This is a genomic window from Streptomyces sp. NPDC087844, from assembly GCF_044742785.1.
GTDB lineage: Bacteria > Actinomycetota > Actinomycetes > Streptomycetales > Streptomycetaceae > Streptomyces.
In genome coordinates this window covers 206,880-226,976 of the sequence record NZ_JBIUVD010000005.1, presented here as the reverse complement: position 1 = coordinate 226,976, position 20,097 = coordinate 206,880, and the positions used below count along the sequence as shown (strand labels likewise).

Sequence of the window (20,097 nt, the reverse complement as noted above, 5' to 3'; positions counted from 1 at the left end):
GCAGGGGGACGGTCCGGTCCCATCCAGGGTGCAGGACGACGGCTTGCTCTCACCCAGGGTTCAGAGGGACGGGTTGGTCTCACCCGCGAAGACGATGATCCGGTCGATGAGCGATCGCCGCAGGTGGACGATGTCGGTCCCGGTCAGGCGCGGGCCGTCGTCCGGTGTGGCGAAGGCCCACTGGCAGCGGGCCCAGTCGTCCGGCATGTCGACCTCCGAGCAGCGGGTCATCGTGCCGGTTCCCGCCGGGTGGCGCCGGACGTCCAGTGCGAACCGCTCGACTGCCTCGATGCCCTCGCTGCGCCACAACGGGCGAACAACCGCACCCCGAGAGCCTTCTCCAGCGCGGCCACACGCCTTGAGACGACCTGCTGGGTGATCGCCAACTCGTCGGCGGCGTCCTGGAACCGCCCCGCGTCCGCGGCTGCCACGAAGGTGCGCACGGCATCGAGATCCACGCCGACGACCTCAGCGGCACAGCGCTTGTCACAAACGCCCAGCGACTCTCACAGCCATCGGTTGTGCGGTCCCGGTGGATCGGTCGTTTGATCTCGTGATCTGCTACTCGCTTTGATGCCGACGGCCGACGGCCGACGGTCAGAGTGCGGTCGTTCGGATCGGCGAGGGGTGCATCGGGGATGGCGGGTGGGCGGACGCTGGGGCGGCGCTTCGGCTGGTTGTGGGCGGCCTTCGCCGTCAGCTCGTACGGCACGGGGATCGGGTTCGGTGCGTTTCCGCTGATCGCGGTCCTGGTACTGCACTCCGGACCGGCCCAGGTCGCGGCGCTGGCCGCCGCGGGGCGAGCCGTGGGCGCCCTGGTGGCGGTCCCCCTAGGCCCGTGGGTGGAGTTCCGTCGTAAACGGCCGGTGATGGTAGCGATGGACCTGACCCGGTTCGCGGCGCTGATGAGCGTCCCCGCCGCGTTCGCGCTCGGCCGGCTCGGCTTCGCCCAGCTCCTCGTCGTATCCGTCGTGGTCGCCACGGCCGACATCGCGTTCAGGGCGGCAGGCGGCGCGTATCTGAAGGGGCTCCTGCCGCCGGCGGACCTGCTGGTCGCGAACAGCAGGTTCGAGTCCACTACCTGGACCGCGACCATGGTCGGGCCACCGCTCGGCGGATACGCGATCGGGCTGTTCGGCCCGGTGACGACCCTGGTGGCGAACGCGGTCAGCTACCTGCTCTCGGCCCTGGGCATCCGCGCCATCGGCGGCAGCGAGCCGGTTCCCGTGCGCACCGGTGCGCCGCGACTGCGGGCACGCGATCTGCTCGAAGGCTGGCGCCACATCCTCGCCCACCCCGCGCTGCGCCCGCTGTTCCTCAACTCCATCGTGGTCAACGGCCTGATCATGGCCTCCGAGCCGCTGCTCGCCGTACTCCTGCTTGACAGCCTCGGGTTCGCACCCTGGCAGTACGGCCTGGTGTTCGCGGCGCCCTGCATCGGCGGCCTGGTCGGCGCACGCCTCGCACACCGGCTCGTGGCGCGGTTCGGGCGGCACAAGGTACTGCGCACCGCCGGGGCACTGCGGGCGTGCTGGCCGCTCGGCCTGGTGTTCGTCCAGCCCGGTGTCCCCGGGATCGTCCTCATCATCGTCGTCCAACTCGGCCTGGTGACCTGCTGCGGCGTGTTCAACCCGGTACTGGCCACCTGCCGGCTCGACCACACCGACCCCGGCAGGGTCGCCCGCACGCTGACCGCCTGGTCGGTCAGCAGCAGCGCCGCCATCGCGGCCATGACCGCCGTCTGGGGTCTGCTGGCGGCCCTCATCGGCCCCCGCACCGCCATCGCGGTCGCCGGAGTCGTCCTCCTGGCCACCCCGCTGCTGCTTCCACGCCGCGCGGACCGGTACTCAAGAGGTGAAGACCAGTTGCCCGGGATCAAGGGTGGGATATAGGGACAATGTGCGTGATGGCATGCAGGAGGAATATGCCTGTACAAGTCTCAATTTGATTGCGTCACAGGTCTCAGAGTGACAAGCAGGGGGCGCATACCTAGCATTGGCCACCCGCTCACCCCCCGAGGCCATGGCATGACGGAACGTCATGTGCTGTGCCGCCGTCCGCCCCCAGGGTCGGTTCCGGAGCGCGGCAGACACAGGTGCCGGTGAACTCGGCTCGTCTGTCCGCCCGGACGGTTCTGCGAAAAGGTTCCTGCAACGCGGGCCCGTACGGGTTCCGCGGTCCGAAAGGCGTTCGGTGAACAGCACAGTCAGCCAGTTCAACTTCGGAATGATCACTCCGGTCGTCGCGTTCCTGATGGCCTGCGCCGGTGCGGCGCTCGGTCTGCGCTGCACGACACGGTCGGTTCGCATGGGCGCACGGGGCCGCCGGGGCCCGTGGCTCACACTGGGCGCGATCTGTATCGGATCAGGCATCTGGACGATGCACTTCATCGCCATGATCGGGTTCACCATCGACGGTGCGTCGATCCGGTACGACCCGGCCCTCACGTTCCTCAGCCTGGGTGTCGCGGTGGCCGTGGTCCTGCTCGGCGTGTTGATCGTGGGTTACCGCGGCGCGTCGCCCCGCACCCTGGGAGTGGCCGGTGTGGTCACCGGCGCGGGCGTCGCGGCGATGCACTACATCGGAATGAACGGCATGGAGTTCGCCGGGCACATGACCTTCGACCCGGTGACGGTCGGCCTGTCGGTCCTGATAGCCGTCACGGCGGCCACCGCCGCACTCTGGGCGGCCGTGTCCCTGCACACCCTGGCGTCCGCCGCGGCCGCGAGCGTCATCATGGGCGTCGCGGTCACGGGCATGCACTACACCGGTATGGCCGCCATGAGCGTGCACGTCGACGCGGGCTCCAGGGTCCAGGGCCAGTCCTCGATGGACCTGCTCTTCTCCCTGATCCCCATGGTGGGCGGACCGATCGTCGTACTGGTCCTGGCGGCCGTGATCGTCATGTTCGATCCCGACATGCTCGCCGGCAACGAACCCGTACAGAACAGGCAGGGTCACGAGCCGGAGCCCGCGCCCGTCGCGGACGCGCGGCCCACCGCGTCCTGGCCCTCACTCTGACGCCGGGCCGACGTCGAGGGCCGGCGGCCACGGGTGGGCGTGGGCCGTCCGCAGGAGTTGCGCGGCGCCGCGGACCGCCGCGGTGTGCGGTGCCGGCACGGGCCGCGCGGGAGCGTGCAGCCGGCCGGCGAGGCTGTACGTGATGTCCGGGCGCAGGGCGCCTCCGCCCGCCAGGAGCACACCCCCCTGGAGGGCGTCGAGCGTCACGGGGGTGCGGTCCTGTTCCAGCATGCCGGTCACCATGGCGACGATCGCGTCGGCTATCAGCGCGGGAGGGGTGTGTCTGTCCAGGTCGCCGGTGCCCAGCACGGTGTGGCGGGCGTCCACCACACCGCCGTCGGCGAGCAGCGTGACCTCGGTGAGATGGGCCCCGATGTCCACGACGAGCAACGGGCGGGTCAGGTCGGCGTCCACGGCCACGGCCACGGCGCGTGCGGTGGGAACCGTCAGCACCGTACGCGGGCGCAGGACCTCGACGGCGGTGCGGGCCTCTGCCCGGTAGGCGACACCGCCCAGCACGGGTGTCGTGAGAATGAGCAGCGGGCGGCCGAGACGGGGCAGCCGGTGGCCGAGCAGCCGGTCCAGCATCCGGGAGGTACCGGGGGTGTCGACGATGGTGCCGCGCTGTACGGGGTACGTGGCGCCGCCGCCGGGGAAGGTCACCGTGGGCACGTCGAGGATCATCCGGCGTCCGGACGTCCAGGCACGGGTGCGGGCGCTGCCCAGGTCGAGGGCGATGCCTGAGCAGTGCCGGCACCAGGGCCAGGAGCGGTGCCGGCCCGCGAGGCGGCGAGCGTCTCGTGCGGTGGTCATCGTCCGGCCTCCCTGACCTGTTGGCACCGGGTGCAGTAGCGGCCATGCGGCACCACCGTCAGTCGTGCGCGGTCGATGGGTACCCGGCACACATTGCAGATGCCGTAGCCGCCCCGGTCCATGCGCGCGAGCGCGGCCCCGATGTCGGCGAGGACCATACGGGCGGAGGCGGCGAGCTTGCCGCGGACCTCGGCCTGGGGAGCGGCCCGGCGGTCGCGCGGCGCGTCGGCGCCGTTCGTGGCGGAGGCCGAGAGCTGTTGCGCCTGCCGCAGTTGTCTCAGCTGCTCCTGGCGGAACGCGCGTTGCTCGTACAGGTTCTCGCGCAGTGCGGCGAGGTCGTCGGCCGACAGGGTCGTGTCGCGGTCGTCGATGATGTGGTCGGTCACCATGTCACCCCCAGGGCAGGACGGATATCGGAGGTCGGACGGGCTGTCGTCAGGCGGTGTCGCGTCGGCAGGGGACGCAGAACCGCGTGTACGGCAGGATCTCCAGTCGCTCGACCGGAATGGGTTCGGCGCAGTCGAGGCAGTTGCCGTAGTTGCCGTCCCGGACGCGGGTGAAGGCGGCCTCGACCTCGGCAAGGACCCGCCGGACGGTGTCCTTCTGCGCGGACACCACGTGTTTCTCCACGTCCGCCCCCGCCTCGTCGAGGGCCCGCAGTTGCGTGAGGCGGGAGTTGCGTTCGTGTTCGAGGCGTTGGAGGGCTTCGTGTGTCGGCAGGCGCTCAAGCCGGGTGCCGGGCCGGGGTGTGTCGAGTGACATGGTGGGTCCTTCTTGACGAGGACGAACCTTGACGAAGGTCAGGATCCAGGTGGGTCGGTCCTGTCCCACCCTGGCCGGTACGCCGTACGAATCCCATCGGGCGCGATACCCATCCGCGGCCGGTTCCGGGGCCCATCGGGCAATGGGCAGCCCGGATCGCGAAAATGGGCATTGATGCCCATCGACGGTGGAACCGGGAACAGGCAGGCTTGGGTGGAAGATCGTCGCACGAGGAAAGGCGTCATCCCGTTGTCCCTGTTCTGGCGGATCTTCGCGCTCAACGCGGTGGTGCTCGGGATCGCCACCGCGCTGCTGCTGCTGGCTCCGGTGACCGTCTCCGTGCCGGTGGTGCTGACCGAGGCGGTCATCCTCGTCTCCGGCCTGGCCGTCATGCTGGTCGCCAACGCGGCCCTGCTGCGGATCGGCCTGGCCCCGCTGGACCGGCTCACCCGGCTGATGACCACCGTCGATCTGCTGCGCCCCGGGCAGCGGCTGCCGGAACACGGCCGCGGCGAGACCGCCGAACTGATCCGCACCTTCAACGCCATGGTCGAACGCCTCGAACACGAACGGGCCACCAGCAGCGCCCGCGTCCTGGTAGGGCAGGAGGCGGAGCGGCGCCGTATCGCCCAGGAGCTGCACGACGAGGTGGGCCAGAGCATGACCGCGATCCTGCTGGTCCTCAAACGCGCGGCGGACGAGGCCGAGGAGCCCCTGCGCGGCGACCTGCGGCAGGTGCAGGAGATCACCCGGGGGAGCCTGGACGAGGTGCGCCGTGTGGTACGCCGACTGCGGCCGGGCGTGCTGGAGGATCTGGGCCTCATCAGTGCGCTGACCTCGCTGACCACCGAGTTCGCCACCCACGCCGGTCTGCGCGTGGTGCGGCGCTTCGACCCCGGCCTGCCCATGCTGGCCCCGCAGACGGAACTGGTCCTGTACCGCGTCGCTCAGGAGGCCCTGACCAACACGGCCCGCCATGCCGAGGCCGGCCGGGTCGAGGTGAGCCTGCACCACGTCGGCGGGAAGGTGGTGCTGGACGTCAGCGACGACGGCCGCGGCTCCGGCGTCGCCCGCGAAGGGGCGGGCATCCGCGGAATGCGCGAGCGGGCCCTGCTGATCGGGGCCACGCTGGATGTCACCTCCGAGCCGGACGCGGGTACGCAGGTCCGGCTGACCGTGCCCGTCCTCTAGGAAGCAGCCATGACCACGCCCGACACTTCCTTGATCCGCATCCTCCTCGCCGACGACCACGCGCTGGTACGTCGCGGAGTGCGGCTCATCCTCGACGGGGAACCGGACCTGCGGGTCGTCGCCGAGGCCGGGGACGGCGCCCAGGCCGTCGAACTGGCCCGCACCCAGGAGGTCGACCTGGCCGTACTGGACATCGCCATGCCCCGGATGACGGGCCTGCAGGCCGCCCGCGAGCTCGCCGCGCTGAAACCCGGCGTGCGGGTGCTGATGCTGACGATGCACGACAACGAGCAGTACTTCTTCCAGGCGTTGAAGGCGGGCGCCAGCGGATACGTGCTGAAGTCCGTGGCCGACCGCGACCTGGTGGCCGCCTGCCGGGCCGCGATGCGCGACGAGCCCTTCCTGTACCCGGGCGCGGTCACCGCGCTGATCCGCAACTACCTCGACCGGGTCCGCCACGGCGAGGAGCCGCCCGGCCAGGTGCTGAGCGCACGCGAGGAGGAGGTCCTCAAACTCGTGGCCGAGGGCCACTCCTCGAAGGAGATCGCCGAAATGCTGTTCATCAGCATCAAGACCGTCCACCGGCACCGGGCGAACGTGCTGCACAAGCTCGGCCTGCGCGACCGCCTGGAACTCACCCGCTACGCCATCCGCGTCGGTCTGATCGAAGCCTGAACTCCCGGGCGCTCAGGCGGCGGAGGACCCGCCGGGGAGGCCGGCCGCGCCGTTGGCACCCGAAGCGCCGGCGTGGGCACCGGATGCGCCGCCTTCGCCCCTGACCGCGGTGAGTTGGGCGTGCAGCCCGGCCAGACCTTCGGCCAGTGCGTGCCGTTCGGCGTCGGACATGGCGTCCATGGCCTCGCGGAGCATGGCCTCGCGCTGCTCACGGACGCGCCGCAGGTGGGTTCGCCCCGCCGCGGTCAGCCGGAGGGTGACCTCCCGTCCGCTGGCGGGACAGGGCAGCCGCTCCAGGAAGCCGATGGCCTGCAGACGGTCGCAGAGCCGGCTGACCGAAGGAGGCGCGGCGGCGAGCTGTTCGCACACGACCCGCATCCGTACCCCCTCCTCGCATTCGACGAGGTACATCAGGCGCAGTTGGGAAGGGGAGGCCGGAGCCCCGGCTGTGGCTCGTCCGGTCCTCTCCCACATCAGGTCGAGGAGCTCGGTGACGCCCCCGGCGGACCGGGCGGCCTCGCGCGAGGACCTGCGCGAGGTGAAGTCTGGTGCTGGCATGGGCTCCCCGTCGGTGTGCGGCTTCCGCGCCGCGGACGGCCGGCGGGGAAGGACGTCAGGTGGTGCTTTCCGGTCCGGTGGGGCGGGCCGTCATCGCTTCCCCGCCCGTACGGGGATCTTCTCCCCTGCCGAGTGAGGAGTTCGCGGTGCCGGTGGGGGACGTCGTGAGGTAGTCCAGGCTACCGGTGATGGTCAGCAGCCGCTCCAAGGTTGTCGGACGGTCGTCCAGATGGAGCCGGACACCGACCTGATCGACGCGTCGGCGGATCATCAGCAGGACGGACAGACCCATGGAGTCGATGGTGGCGAGCCCGGCACAGTGCAGATGCAGGTCGTGCAGGCGCGGGTGCCCGGTGAGGGTGGCGGTGACAGCGGTCAGGAGGCTGTCGGCGGTGTCGTAGTCGAGATCTCCGTCGAGTTCGATCCGGACCGTGTCCTCGGTGTCGACCGTGGTGAGACGCAGATGGGCGGGGGGCAGCATGGTCATGAGCGGCTCTCGGCGGTGCTGTGGTCGACGGGGGTGAGGGCCTCGGCGCCGCGTTCGAGGACGCGGGTGGCCCGCGGGAAGTCCTTGAGCTCACGGGCCAGGGCGGCCAGGGCCGGCGGCAGGCTGCTCGCGGGCACGCCGCGGGCGGTGAGGATCCGGGCGGTCCAGGTGATGAACCCGGCGAAGAGGTCCTCGTCGCCGAGATACAGGGCGGTGGCGAGGAAGTCCACGATGTGCGCGAGGTCTTCGGCCGTCCGCTCAAGCTGCGGTTCGCTGTACGTGCGCATGGCGGGGAACGCGTCCTGGAGGGCCGTGAAGACGGCGCGCACCAGCGAAGCGCTGTTGCGGGTGATCAGGGTGTACTCCTGGTCGGCCAGGTGGGGCAGGTCGTCCATCTGCTGGTGGTCGGCCCGCGGACGGGGCAGCGGACCCAGGGCGAGCCGGTCGGCCGCGGAGCGGGCGTCGGGCGCCCACGCGTCGGCGTCCAGCAGAAAGGCGTAGCGGCCGTCCGGCCCGAAGGCGGCTCCTCCGACGAGTACGGGGACGCCGATGGCCTGGCAGGCGGTGATCGCGGCGTGCGCGGTGGGCAGCCGGGTGGCGATGGAGCTGGAGAGGGCGACCGCGTCGGAGTCGGTGCGGTGCAGGTGGGCGATGAGGTGCGGGGCGGGCACCTGGGCGCCGAGGTAGTCCACCTGCCAGCCGCGCAGGGTCAGCACCTCGGCGAGGAGGCGGGCGGGCAGCGCGTGCCATTCGCCGTCGACGCAGGCCACCGTGATCCTGCCGCGGGTGGGGGTGGTGCGCGCGGCGGGGTGCAGGGCGAGCGCGGCGACGGCCCGTTCGTTGATGGCGGTCGCCGCGTGTTCCTGGGCCACACTGAGGCGGTCGGCGGCCCACTCCTCGCCCACCTTGCCCTGTACGCGGGCGATGACGTCCAGCAGCACGCTCTCCGGTTCGACACCGCGCTCCAGGGCGCCCAGCACCACCTCGACGGCCGTGTACTCGTCGGCCACGGAGACGGCGTCCCACAGCTCGCCGGCCAGTTGCTCGACAACGGGTTCGCCGACTGGTTCGCCTGCGGGTTCTCCGGCGGTTCCGGCGAGGGAAGGCCGGTGCGGGGTACGGGTGCTCATGCGGTGAACCTGCCCCGGGTGTGGCCGTTCACCGCACTGAGGTGGTGCGTACGAGGTGCGGAGATCACGACGACGGCCATGTCGTCGTGGCGTCCCTTGCCGACCCACTGGGCGGCGAGCATCTGGACGCGTTCCACGATGCTCTCGGACGGCATGCCCACGCACTCCGACAGGACGCGCTTGAGCCGTTCCTCGCCGAACTGGACCCCGCCCATCGGCCCGCCCTCGGCCTCCGTGATCCCGTCGGTGTAGAGCACGCACGATTCCCCGGGTGCGAGGGTGAGGGCGGTGGTGTGCGCGGGGGCCTCCGGCATGGCGCCCACCAGGGTGCCGCGGGTCCCGGCCTCCTCCACCGTGCCGCTCGCACGCACGATCAGCGGGGTCAGGTGTCCGGCGCTGGTGAGCCGCAGGTTCACCGCGTTGCCCTCCCGTACGGCGGAGGCCAGGACCAGTGTCGCGAAGCGGGTGTGGTGGGAATTCAGCAGCGCGGTGTTCAGCAGACTGATCATTCGCTGATGGTCGTCGGCCAGGGGAAGCAGCGCGTGCAGGGTGTTGCGGATCTTCCCGGTCAGTACGGCCGCTTCCAGCCCCTTGCCGCACACGTCCCCCAGTGCGACCAGCGACGCCTCACCCTCGACGGCGGCCGGGTGCACGTCGTAGAAGTCGCCGCCGACCCGTTCGTGGTCCGCCGAGGGCCGGTAGCCGCCGGCGTAGTCCACGCCCGAGATCTGGTGCAGCGAGGGCGGCAGCAGCTCGCGCATCAGCACCTCGGTGATCGAGGTCTGCTCCGCGTACAGACGGGCGGCCGACATCGCGGCCCCGGCGCGCGCGGCGAACAGCCGGGCGAAGACCTCCTCGCTCTCGGTGAACGCCGCGCCGCCCGAACGGCGCAGCAGGACGAGGGCACCGGCCGGGACGCCGTGGCCGGGCAGCGGGGTGATCACTATCGAGCCGACCGTGCCGAAGCCCTCGGGCACCATCCAGACCGGTGCGGCGGACGGATCGATCCACCGCGAGGGGACCGGCGGGAACCCGCGCAGCGCCTCACCGAGCCCCGGTACCTCGTCGGGGTCGACCGATTCGTGGGCCAGCACGGGAGTGCCCCCGCGCAGGCAGGTCACCACCGGCAGCCGTCGCCCGTGTGTCGGCGCGATCACCAGTGCCGCGTCGGCGAGATGCTCCGCGGCCAGTTGTGCGGTCACATCCATGCAGCGTCCCAGGTTGAGGGAGGAGAGCAGCGTGCTGGACGCCTCGGCCAGGAACGCGGTCCGCTTCCGTTCCATGCGCAGAGCCTTCTGCGCGAGCTGGTGATCGGTGTCGTCGACCAGCCACCACGCCACCGTGCCCTCGTCCTGCGGGCTGGGATGGGCCTCGAAGGTGCGCTCACCGATCACACCCGTCACCGGCGCGTCCGCCTCCTGGCCGGTGGGTGAAGCAGGTGCCCGTCCAGGTGCCCGCAACGCTTCGTGCGCCGCCGACAGCCAGGCCGGGACCGCGTCCGCGAAGCGTGTGCCGGGCCGGATCCCGGGCAGCAGATCTGACGCGGCATCGTTGTGCAGCACGACCGTGCCCTGGTCGTCAGCGACCAGGACGGGATACGGGGCATCGCCCCATAGGGGCGCCTGCTGCGTGCCGACACCGGTTTGCGCTTGGGTGGAGACCAAAAATAGAGGACCCGCTGGGCGAATCCCTCACCTCACAACTCCTGGAAAACATTGCCTCACGGCAACGATCTCCCATGTCGTCGCTCCTGGCAACCATGCGTGGTGTCCACCGGACCGCACAGGACGGATCTCCGGCCCCTGTCGCGGGGGCCGGAGACCCTTTGTTCAGGCCGGCCATTCAGCCAAGCCTTCAGCCGTTCGGCGGTTCAGCGGTTGAGGCGGGCGGCGGACGCCCCGACGGGTGCGCCGGTGACGGTGAACTGCGAGCCCGGCTCGATGAGTACGCTCCCTTCGGCCGAGTCGGTGATCGTGACGTTCGTCAGAGCGGCGCTGCCCCGGGCGCCGCTCATCGCGAGGATGCCGGAGCCGTTCCTGGACCCGTCGATCCGCACGTCGGTGATCTTCACGCCCGGCATCGCGCCGCCACCCGTCTTGAACTGGATGCCGTCGTACGTCGAGTCGAGGATCTCGGTGTCACGGATCGTCACGCCGGGGATGTCCTGGCCCTGCGCGAAGAGCGTGATGGCGCCGAACTCCTGGTCCTCGTTCCAGAACGCGCCGCCCGTCCGGTGCAGGGCGTTGCCCGCGATGAGGGTCTGCCCGGAGAACGGGAGCGGGTCGTGGTCGGTGGCGAGCATGATGCCCGGGTAGTTCATCGTGTCGGCGATGACGTTGTTCTCGATGGTGTTGCCGTAACCGCCGTACACCGCGATGCCGTTGGCCCGCCACGGCAACTGGATGGTGTTGTTGCGGAAGTGGTTGTCGTGGCCGATGTCGACCGAGGTGTCCTTCACGTACTTGCTTGACCACACCGCGAGCGCGTCGTCACCGGTGTTGCGGAAGGACGAGTTGTAGACGGTGGAGTTGCGGGTGCCGTTGGCGAAGTTGATGCCGTCGGCGTAGGTGTTGCGGATGCGGACGCCGGAGAACTCCAGCCCGTCGCCGGGGCCCCACAGTTCGGGGATGTTGGAGTAGTCGCGGCCGGCCCACACACCGACGTTGGCGTGCTCGATCCACACGTTGGTGATCTTCGTGCCCTTGCCGAAGCGGCCGTTGAGACCGACCCCGCCCTCGGCGTTGCCGTCACCGCCCCGGATGGTGCCCGAGCCGAAGATGGCGATGTCGGAGATCTGGGTGTTGTGGTCGATGTCGAAGCCGAAGTTGCCCTCGTGCGGGTGGTTGATGCCACCGGCCTGGTGCGGCGGGGTGAGCGTGTAGAGCTGGGAGTGCCACATGCCCGCACCCCGGATGGTGACGTCCCGGATGCCGACCTGGTTGTACTGGCCGCGGTCGAGCGGGTCGTCGGTGAGGATCTTCTGCTCCTGGCGCCACTGCCCGGCGGGGATCCACACGCAGGAGATCGTGCCGTTCTGGTCGGCGGTGACCGCCCGCTGGAGGGCGTCGGTGTCGTCGAGTCCGTCGTTCGGGACGGCCCCGTACTCGGTGATCGAGGTGCAGTTCGCCGGCTTGGTGGTCGCGGGCGCGACCTGTTCCAGGTCGACCAGGTCGATGACGTAGAACGCGGCCGTGTCACCCGCGTCCCGCTGCAGACGGAACGTGGTGCCCGCCGGGTAGGTCTGCGACAGCAGCGCGTGCGACTCGTCGAAGAGCCGCCGGGCGTCACTGCCCGGCGTGTTGGTCAGTCCCTCGGGGTCGTCGGTGGTCCCGTACAGCCAGCTGTGCTTCGACGACAGGTCGAGCTTTCGCACGTAGGTGTCGTTGGCGTACAGGCTGATCGTGGCTTGCGCTCCGCCGCCGCTCGCGGCGTCCGGGACGGAGTTGCGCACCACGATGGAGTTGGAGGAAGTGGTCGAGGTGAACTCGACGAACTGGCCTGTGGAGTTCAGCCGGACGGACTCGCGGCCGGAGGACTCGGTGGCGAAGTTGGTGTGTCCGAAGGTCCGCTTGGCGTCGGCGGTGAGCAGCGTGCCCTGGTAGCGGCCGTCCTCCGCCTCCAGTTCGGTGTACGGGACGGCGGCGCCCCGGCCGACGACGAGGGACTTGGCGAGGACGTTGTTGTTCTCGTTGGTCTCGGTGACGACGCCGGTTGCGTCGGCGGTCGCGGTGAGGGTGGCTCCGCCGCTGGTCGCCGTCCATGTGCCGCTGATGGCCACGTTCACGGTGGCTCCGGCCGCCACCTGTCCGGTCGTACCGTTGAGGGTGGTGGAGCCGACCTGGAGCCTGGTCACCGAGCCGGCCGCCGCGGCGGTGGTGCCGCGGTTGTGCACGGCCACGGTGAAGGAGACGGGCGAGCCGACGGCCGGGTTGGCCGGGCTGGTGGTGATGCCGCTGACTTCGAGGTCCGGGCCGGGGGCCTGGCCGACGACGAGCCGGGTCGCGGCGGTGCGGCTGTTGTTGCTGTCGTCGAGTTCGGCGACGGTGTCGCGCGGGTCGACCACGGCGGAGACGCTGTAACTGCCGGCCGGCCGGGTGCCCGCGGCGACGGCCACGGTGGCGGACGCGCCCGGTTCGAGGGCGGGTACGTTTCCGCTGCCCGCGACCGTTCCCTCAAGACTGGCCTCGACGGTCGTGGCGGCCGAGCGTGCCGTGCCCGCGTTGCGGACGGTGGCGCCGACGGTCACGGCGTCCCGCTCGGAGGGCGAGGCGGGTGTCCAGTCCAGGCCGGTGACGGTCAGGTCGGGCGCGGGTGCGGCGGTCCCGACGATCTGGAACTCGGCGACCTGCCCGCCGGGAGCCCCGGTGTTGGAGAAGAACCGGAGCCGGACGTCGGAGAAGCGGCCGGTGACCGGGATGGTCACCGAGTTGTTGTCCCGGGAGGGGCTGAAGGCGTAGTCGGCGCGGTCGCGCAGCGAGGTGAAGCCGCTCGCCGAGTTCTCCCGGCCGAGCACCTGGATGCCCTGGGTCCTGGTGCCCCACACCTGGTCCGGGTTGAGCTTGACCACGACGGCGGTGATGTCCGCGTCGGCGCCGAGCTTCACGGTCAGGTCGGAGGGGTGACCCGCCGCCTCCCAGTAGGTGGAGGTGGAGTCGTCGGTGGCGTTGGCGGCCACGTACGACTGGACCGACGAGGTGGCCTCGGCCGGTTTGTTGCGGGCCAGGTTGGTGCCGGTGGGCGGCTGAGTGGTGCCCCCGTCGTCGCCGATCACCTCCAGCTCGGACAGCTGAGCGGCGTTCCAGCCGGTGTTCCCGGTGATGTTCACGCGGACATAGCGTGCCGTTGCGGGGGAGGCGAGGGTGACCGGGACGGTGTTGGCCTGCGCGGGGTTGAACGCCCGGCCCGCCGAGGCCGCGAGTGTGCTGAAGCTGGAGCCGTCGGTGCTGCCCTGCAACGAGAGCGTCTGGCTACGGCTCTCCCAGGCGGCGGGCAGTTTGAGCACCACCTGGTCGACGGTGCGGGTCGCGCCGAGGTCGACCTGGACCCACTGCGGGAAGGACCCCGTCGGCCCCTCCCAGTACGAGGCCTGGGCGCCGTCGGTGACGTTTCCGGCGGTGTACGAGCCGTTCGAGCCGCCCGCCGTGGCCGGCCGGCCGAGCGCGAGGTTGACGGCCGCCGCCGCCTTCGCCCGCTCGGTGTCGGGGGCGGTGGCCGCCCGGGCGCTCGACGTGAGGGCCAGCGGTACCAGCCCGGTCGTCATGAGCGTGGCTATGACGGCACCGGTCAGTGACCGGCGGCCGAGGGGTCTCCATCTCATGGGGTCCTCTGTTCCGTTGTTCCGTTTGTTCCGTGGGGGAGCGGGAGCACGGCAGTCGGCCTTGGCACACCGGGGCAGGCACGGGGGAGTGCGGGAGAGGGAGGGGAGTGTCCGACGAGGAATGCACCGGCCTTGCGCGTAAATTGAGCTGCTCAGTCGATTCTTTGCGGAAACTACGCCCACAGGTTTCTAGCCTGTCTCCATTTTGTCAACGGTCCAGGTCGTACCGGTAGTTGACGTGGAAGCAGCTTGCATCGCTTGCGGTCCTACTTGCGTTATCCGACAGACCCTACGAAAGCCGCTGGCCCGGTGCCACAGCAGGTGAGGGCGGATAGCAGCGTCGCGTTTCGGGCATGCTCACGCCATAGACGTACCGGCCACGGTCTGCAACTCTCTGATCGATCGACGCAAAAGACAGTACTCTTCGCCGCACATTGAAGCGCGATGCGCCGAACCCCCACGGACACCCACCCACACAGCCGCCCCGGGGCCGCCCACCTCCGGACCGGGACGGAGATCGGGGACACATGAGACCGCTACGCCGGGGATGGCGGGGGACAGCCGCCGTTCTCTCCACCGCTCTGCTCCTGCTGGGCCGGCCGGCGCCGGCCGCCGCCGCGGAGGCCGCCGGACCCGACCTCGCCGCCGGACGGCCCGCCACCGCCAGCAGCGCCCACACCGCATACGCGGCGGGCAGTATCACCGACGGCAACCAGGGAACGTACTGGCAGAGCGCCGGGAGCAGCCTCCCCCAGTGGGTCCAGACGGACCTGGGTGCGACCGCCCGCGTGGACGAGGTGGTGCTGCGACTGCCCGCCGGCTGGGAGAGCCGCAGCCAGACCCTGGCCGTCCAGGGCAGTGCGGACGGTACCAGCTTCACCACGCTGAAGACCTCCGCGTCCTACGCCTTCAGCCCCGGCAGTGCCAACACGGTGACGGTGACCTTCCCCGCCGCCCAGGCGCGGCACGTGCGGATCGAGATCACCGCCAACACCGGGTGGCAGGCCGCCCAGCTCTCCGAGCTGGAGGTCCACGAAGCCGGTGACTCCTCGGCGAACCTGGCCCGCGGCCGCACCCTCACCGCCGCCAGTCACCACGAGACCTATGTCCCGGCCAACGCTGCCGACGGCAACAGGGCCAGCTACTGGGAGAGCCGCAACAACGACCTGCCGCAGTGGATCCAGGCCGACCTGGCTTCCTCCGTGCGCGTCAACCGGGTCGTGCTGCGCCTGCCCGACGGCTGGGGCGCCCGCAGCCAGACCCTGAAGATCCAGGGCAGTGCCAACGGCACCGACTTCACCGACCTGACCGCCTCCAAGGCCTACGCCTTCGCGCCGGGCGACGGCAACTCGGTGACGATCTCCTTCGACGCGACCACCACCCGGTACGTACGCGTCCTGGTCACCGCCAACACCGTGCAGGCCGCGGCCCAGTTGTCCGAACTGGAGGTCTACGGCCCGGCGACCGGCGACACCCAGGCACCCAGCGCGCCCGCGGACCTCGCCCACACCGAGCCCGCCACCGGCCAGGTCCGTCTGACCTGGAAGGCGTCCGACGACAACACCGGCGTCACCGGCTACGACGTGTACGCCGACAACGAGCTGCTGACCAGCGTCGCGGGCACGGTCACCACCTACACCGACAACCGCCCCGGGAACGCCACGGTCTCGTACTTCGTGCGGGCCAAGGACGCGGCCGGGAACGTCTCCGGGAATAGCAACACCGTCACCCGCCGCGGCGACAGCGGAGACACCCAGGCACCCACCGCGCCCGCGAACCTGGCCCTCACCGAACCGGCCGCCGGGCAGATCCGCCTCGCCTGGAACGCCTCCAGCGACAACACCGGCGTCACCGGCTACGAGGTGTACGCCGAAAACAGCCTGCTCACCACGGTCGGCGGCACGGTCACCACGTACACCGACAACCGTTCCGCGAGTGCCACGGTGTCGTACTTCGTGCGGGCCAAGGACGCGGCCGGGAACATCTCCGGGAACAGCAACACCGTGACTCGCGACGGCACTTCGGGTCCCGGCTCCAACCTCGCGGTCGGCAAGGCGATCACGGCCTCCTCGACCGTGCACACCTTCGCCGCCGAGAACGCCAACGACAACAGCACTTCCACCTACTGGGAGGGCTCCGGCCACCCCGCCACCCTCACCGTGAAGCTCGGCGCCAACGCCGACGTCTCCTCGCTCGTCCTCAAACTCAACCCGGACAGCTCCTGGGGCGCCCGCACCCAGAACATCCAGGTCCTCGGCCGCGAGCAGGACGCCTCCGGCCATACGAGTCTGGTCGCCGCGAAGGACTACGCCTTCAACCCCTCCAGCGGCAACAGCGTCACCGTGCCCGTCACCGCGCGCGTGGCCGACGTACAGCTGCGCTTCACCTCCAACACGGGTGCCCCGGCCGGGCAGATCGCCGAGTTCCAGGTGATCGGCACCGCCGCACCCAACCCGGACCTTGAGGTCACCGAGCTGACCGCGTCCCCGGCCTCACCGGTCGAGTCCGACGAGATCACCCTCACCGCCACCGTCCGCAACAGCGGCGAGACCGCCGCACCCGCCAGCGCCGTCGCCCTGCGCCTGGGCGGCACCAAGGTCGCCACGTCGGCCGTCCCAGCACTCGCGGCCGGAGCGACACGCACCGTCAGCGCCTCCATCGGGGCACGCGACGCGGGCACCTACCAACTCAGCGCCGTGGCCGACGACGCCGGTGCGGTCATCGAGCAGAACGAGACCAACAACACCTACACCAGCCCCGCTTCACTCGTCGTACGCCCGGTCAGCAGCTCCGACCTCGTGCCGGTGCCGACCACCACACCGTCCGGCCCCGCGGACGGCGACACCGTCACCTTCAAGGTCGCCGTGCGCAACCAGGGCACCACCGCCTCGGCGGGCGGCGCACACGGCCTCACCGTCGCGCTGGTCGACTCCAAGGGCGCCACCGTACGGACCCTGACCGGCTCGTACGACGGCACGATCGCCGCCGGTGCCACCACCGGCGCCGTCACGCTGGGCACCTGGACCGCCGCCAACGGCTCGTACACGGTACGCACCACGGTCGCCGCCGACGCCAACGAACTCCCGGTCAAGCGGGAGAACAACACGGCGACCCAGTCCTTGTTCGTCGGACGCGGCGCCGACATGCCCTACGACATGTACGAGGCGGAGGACGGCAGCACCGGTGGCGGCGCGGCGACCGTCGGGCCCAACCGGACCGTCGGCGACCTCGCGGGCGAGGCGTCGGGCCGCAAGGCGGTCACCCTCGACAGCACCGGCGAATACGTGGAGTTCACCACCAAGGCCGCCACGAACACGCTGGTCACCCGCTTCTCCATCCCGGACTCCGCGGGCGGCGGCGGGATCGACGCCACCCTCGACGTCTACGTCGACGGCACCTTCCGCAAGGCACTGCCGCTCACCTCGAAGTACGCCTGGCTGTACGGGGCGGAGGCCGGTCCCGGCAACTCCCCGTCCGCGGGAGCCCCGAGACACATCTACGACGAGGCGCACCTGATGCTGGGCGAGACCGTCCCGGAGGGGGCGAAGATCCGGCTGCAGAAGGACACGGCCAACACCTCCAGGTACGCGATCGACTTCGTCAGCCTGGAGCAGGTCTCACCGGTCGCCAACCCGGACCCGGCCGCGTACGCCGTCCCGGCCGGTTTCGGTCACCAGGACGTGCAGAACGCCCTCGACCGGGTGCGGATGGACACCACCGGCAAGCTCACCGGTGTCTACCTCCCGGCCGGCAGCTATGAGACGTCGAGCAAGTTCCAGGTGTACGGCAAGGCCGTGCAGGTGGTCGGCGCCGGGCCCTGGTACACGCAGTTCCACGCCCCGTCGGGCCAGGACAACACCGACATCGGCTTCCGGGCCGAGAACTCCGCCAAGGGGTCCTCGTTCAGGAACTTCGCCTACTTCGGCAACTACACCTCCCGTATCGACGGGCCCGGCAAGGTGTTCGACTTCGCGAACGTGTCGGACATGGTCATCGACAACACCTGGACCGAGCACATGGTCTGCCTCTACTGGGGAGCCAACACCGACCGGGTGACGATCAGCGACGCACGGATCCGCAACACGTTCGCCGACGCGATCAACATGACCAACGGGTCGACGGACAACCACGTGGTCAACAACGAGTCCCGGGCCTCCGGCGACGACAGCTTCGCGCTGTTCTCCGCGATCGACGCGGGCGGCGCCGACATGAAGGACAACCTCTACGAGAACCTGACCTCGATCCTCACCTGGCGGGCGGCGGGCATCGCCGTCTACGGCGGCTACGACAACACCTTCCGCAACATCCACATCGCCGACACCCTGGTCTACTCGGGCATCACGATCAGCTCGCTGGACTTCGGTTATCCGATGAACGGGTTCGGCACCGAGCCGACGACCGTCGAGAACGTCTCGGTGGTCCGCTCCGGTGGCCACTTCTGGGGCAACCAGACCTTCCCCGGCATCTGGCTGTTCTCCGCCTCGAAGGTCTTCCAGGGCATCCGAGTCAACGACGTGGACATCGTGGACCCGACCTACAGCGGAATCATGTTCCAGACCCAGTACGACGCCGGCGGGCGGCCGATCAACCCGATCAAGGACACGATCCTCACGGACATCTCGGTGACGGGGGCCCGCAGGAGCGGGGACGCCTACGACGCGAAGTCCGGGTTCGGACTGTGGGCCAACGAGCTGCCGGAACAGGGTCAGGGTCCGGCGGTCGGTGAGGTCACCTTCAACGGTCTGCGGTTCAGCGGCAACGCCGTGGACGTACGGAACACCACCTCCACCTTCAAGATCAACATCAACCCCTGACGGACCGCTGACGGGAGAGAGGAAAGCACCCGAAGGGAGGCCACAAGGCTGGCGCAAGCCGTTTGCGCGGCTTGCGCTAGCCTTGCGCTCATGACGCGACGACTTGCTCAGGTAGCCAAGAAGGTTGGAGTCAGCGAGGCCACGGTCAGCCGGGTCCTCAACGGCAAGCCCGGAGTGTCGGACAGCACCCGGCAGTCCGTGCTCACCGCGCTGGACGTCCTCGGCTACGAGCGTCCCACCCAGCTGCGCGGCGAGCGGGCGCGTCTGGTCGGCCTGGTCCTGCCCGAACTGCAGAACCCGATCTTCCCCCTGTTCGCCGAGGTCATCGGTGGCGCGCTGGCCCAGCAGGGGCTCACCCCGGTGCTGTGCACCCAGACCAAGGGCGGTGTCTCCGAGGCGGACTACGTGGAGCTGCTGCTGCAACAGCACGTCTCCGGTGTGGTGTTCGCGGGTGGCGGCCTGTTCGCCCAGGCGGACGCGCCGCACGACCACTACCGGCAGCTCGCCGAACGGCGTATCCCGGTCGTGCTGATCAACGCCCCGATCGAGGGGCTCGACTTTCCCTGTGTCTCCTGCGACGACGCCGTCGCGGTGGAGCAGGCGTGGCGCCACCTCACCCTGCTGGGGCACGAGCGCATCGGCGTGGTCCTCGGCCCGAGCGACCACATTCCCTCCCGGCGCAAGCTGGCCGCCGCCCGGGTCGCCGCGGAGGTGGCCGGCGGGTCCCTGCCCGACGCGTACGTGGAGCGTTCGATGTTCTCCCTGGAGGGCGGCCAGGCGGCGACCACCCGACTGCTGGACCGCGGTGTCACCGGCGTCGTCTGCGCCAGTGACCCGCTCGCGCTCGGCGCCATCCGTGCCGCCCGCAGGCGGGGCCTCGCGGTGCCCGAGCAGGTCTCGGTCGTGGGCTATGACGACTCCGCGTTCATGAACTGCACCGAGCCCCCGCTGACCACCGTGCGCCAGCCCGTCGAGGCCATGGGGCGGGCCGCGGTGGACCTCTTGTGCGCCCAGATCCAGGGCGCCGAAGTCCAGCCCGGCGAGCTGCTGTTCGAGCCGGAACTGGTGGTCCGCGGCTCCACGACGCAGGCTCCTCGGGGCTAGGGGGCTTCTGATGGATCTCCGCGGCGTCGCCGCGCCCGGCACGCTCCCCCAGCCTCCGGCCGGGGGACCCCCACTCGCTGCACCGGCCGAAATCCCAAGTACGTCCAGTACGAGGGCTTCCGGTCGGCACACCGAGAGCACGCACCGGACGCCGCTCCTTCCCCACGGAGATCCATCAGAAGCCCCCTAGTCCGCACGGCATTCCCCACGACAGAAGCGCGGCGA

General features: G+C 70.4%; 14 protein-coding genes and 2 pseudogenes. 6 read left to right on the top strand and 10 right to left on the bottom strand.

Annotated features, from left to right (window positions below):
• Positions 1-60: 60 nt before the first annotated feature.
• Together ACIOKD_RS12900 and ACIOKD_RS12895 are read right to left on the bottom strand one after the other, a co-directional pair.
• Positions 61-312: pseudogene (locus ACIOKD_RS12900) on the bottom strand (nuclear transport factor 2 family protein); the annotation flags it as partial.
• Positions 309-458: pseudogene (locus ACIOKD_RS12895) on the bottom strand (LysR family transcriptional regulator); the annotation flags it as partial. The pseudogenes ACIOKD_RS12900 and ACIOKD_RS12895, both read right to left, overlap by 4 nt.
• Positions 459-638: 180 nt before the next feature.
• Between ACIOKD_RS12895 and ACIOKD_RS12890 the strand changes: the two are divergent.
• Together ACIOKD_RS12890 and ACIOKD_RS12885 are read left to right on the top strand one after the other, a co-directional pair.
• Entirely contained in the window at positions 639-1,892 is a 1,254-nt protein-coding gene (locus tag ACIOKD_RS12890; protein ID WP_402082116.1) for an MFS transporter, read from the top strand.
• A 301-nt stretch (positions 1,893-2,193) separates the two neighbouring features.
• Positions 2,194-3,021 carry an MHYT domain-containing protein gene (locus ACIOKD_RS12885; protein WP_402082113.1) on the top strand — a complete coding sequence of 276 codons (828 nt, stop codon included), beginning with the start codon at positions 2,194-2,196 and terminating at the stop codon, positions 3,019-3,021.
• Here ACIOKD_RS12885 and ACIOKD_RS12880 read toward each other — a convergent pair.
• Genes ACIOKD_RS12880 through ACIOKD_RS12870 form a run of 3 tightly spaced genes read right to left on the bottom strand, consistent with a single transcriptional unit; the run spans position 3,013 to position 4,596 of the window.
• Complete coding sequence (locus ACIOKD_RS12880) at positions 3,013-3,834, bottom strand: rod shape-determining protein (RefSeq protein WP_402082110.1); 822 nt, start codon at positions 3,832-3,834, stop codon at positions 3,013-3,015. The two genes, ACIOKD_RS12885 and ACIOKD_RS12880, sit on opposite strands and share 9 nt — an antisense overlap.
• Positions 3,831-4,223, bottom strand: a complete 393-nt coding sequence (locus ACIOKD_RS12875) for a TraR/DksA family transcriptional regulator (RefSeq protein WP_402082107.1) — start codon at positions 4,221-4,223, stop codon at positions 3,831-3,833. Before ACIOKD_RS12875 ends, ACIOKD_RS12880 begins: the two co-directional genes overlap by 4 nt.
• Before the next feature lie 46 nt (positions 4,224-4,269).
• Entirely contained in the window at positions 4,270-4,596 is a 327-nt protein-coding gene (locus ACIOKD_RS12870) for a TraR/DksA family transcriptional regulator (RefSeq protein WP_402082104.1), read from the bottom strand.
• A 249-nt stretch (positions 4,597-4,845) separates the two neighbouring features.
• Here ACIOKD_RS12870 and ACIOKD_RS12865 point away from each other — a divergent pair, with 249 nt between their 5' ends.
• A complete protein-coding gene (locus ACIOKD_RS12865) occupies positions 4,846-5,787 on the top strand; it encodes a HAMP domain-containing sensor histidine kinase (protein WP_402082101.1) in 942 nt (313 codons plus the stop codon).
• Between the two features lie 9 nt (positions 5,788-5,796).
• Positions 5,797-6,462 (top strand): response regulator, encoded by a 666-nt coding sequence (locus tag ACIOKD_RS12860; protein ID WP_402082099.1) that lies wholly within the window; start codon positions 5,797-5,799, stop codon positions 6,460-6,462.
• Positions 6,463-6,474: 12 nt separating this feature from the next.
• Here ACIOKD_RS12860 and ACIOKD_RS12855 read toward each other — a convergent pair whose 3' ends face one another.
• The 5 genes from ACIOKD_RS12855 to ACIOKD_RS12835 all read right to left on the bottom strand — a co-directional run bounded on the left by ACIOKD_RS12855 (position 6,475) and on the right by ACIOKD_RS12835 (position 13,954).
• Positions 6,475-7,020, bottom strand: a complete 546-nt coding sequence (locus tag ACIOKD_RS12855) for a MarR family winged helix-turn-helix transcriptional regulator (RefSeq protein WP_402082097.1) — start codon at positions 7,018-7,020, stop codon at positions 6,475-6,477.
• 55 nt (positions 7,021-7,075) lie between these two features.
• Positions 7,076-7,507 (bottom strand): STAS domain-containing protein, encoded by a 432-nt coding sequence (locus tag ACIOKD_RS12850; RefSeq protein WP_402082094.1) that lies wholly within the window; start codon positions 7,505-7,507, stop codon positions 7,076-7,078.
• Positions 7,504-8,637, bottom strand: coding sequence for a B12-binding domain-containing protein (locus ACIOKD_RS12845; protein ID WP_402082092.1), 1,134 nt, complete (start codon positions 8,635-8,637; stop codon positions 7,504-7,506). The genes ACIOKD_RS12850 and ACIOKD_RS12845 overlap by 4 nt, the downstream gene beginning before the upstream one ends.
• Positions 8,634-10,301, bottom strand: a complete 1,668-nt coding sequence (locus ACIOKD_RS12840; protein ID WP_402082090.1) for a PP2C family protein-serine/threonine phosphatase — start codon at positions 10,299-10,301, stop codon at positions 8,634-8,636. The genes ACIOKD_RS12845 and ACIOKD_RS12840 overlap by 4 nt, the downstream gene beginning before the upstream one ends.
• Positions 10,302-10,507: 206 nt before the next feature.
• Positions 10,508-13,954, bottom strand: coding sequence for a CARDB domain-containing protein (locus ACIOKD_RS12835; RefSeq protein WP_402082088.1), 3,447 nt, complete (start codon positions 13,952-13,954; stop codon positions 10,508-10,510).
• Between the two features lie 527 nt (positions 13,955-14,481).
• Here ACIOKD_RS12835 and ACIOKD_RS12830 point away from each other — a divergent pair.
• Both ACIOKD_RS12830 and ACIOKD_RS12825 read left to right on the top strand, forming a co-directional pair.
• Entirely contained in the window at positions 14,482-18,768 is a 4,287-nt protein-coding gene (locus ACIOKD_RS12830; RefSeq protein ID WP_402082086.1) for a discoidin domain-containing protein, read from the top strand.
• A gap of 90 nt (positions 18,769-18,858) precedes the next feature.
• Positions 18,859-19,872, top strand: coding sequence for a LacI family DNA-binding transcriptional regulator (locus tag ACIOKD_RS12825; RefSeq protein ID WP_402082084.1), 1,014 nt, complete (start codon positions 18,859-18,861; stop codon positions 19,870-19,872).
• Positions 19,873-20,097: the final 225 nt, after the last annotated feature.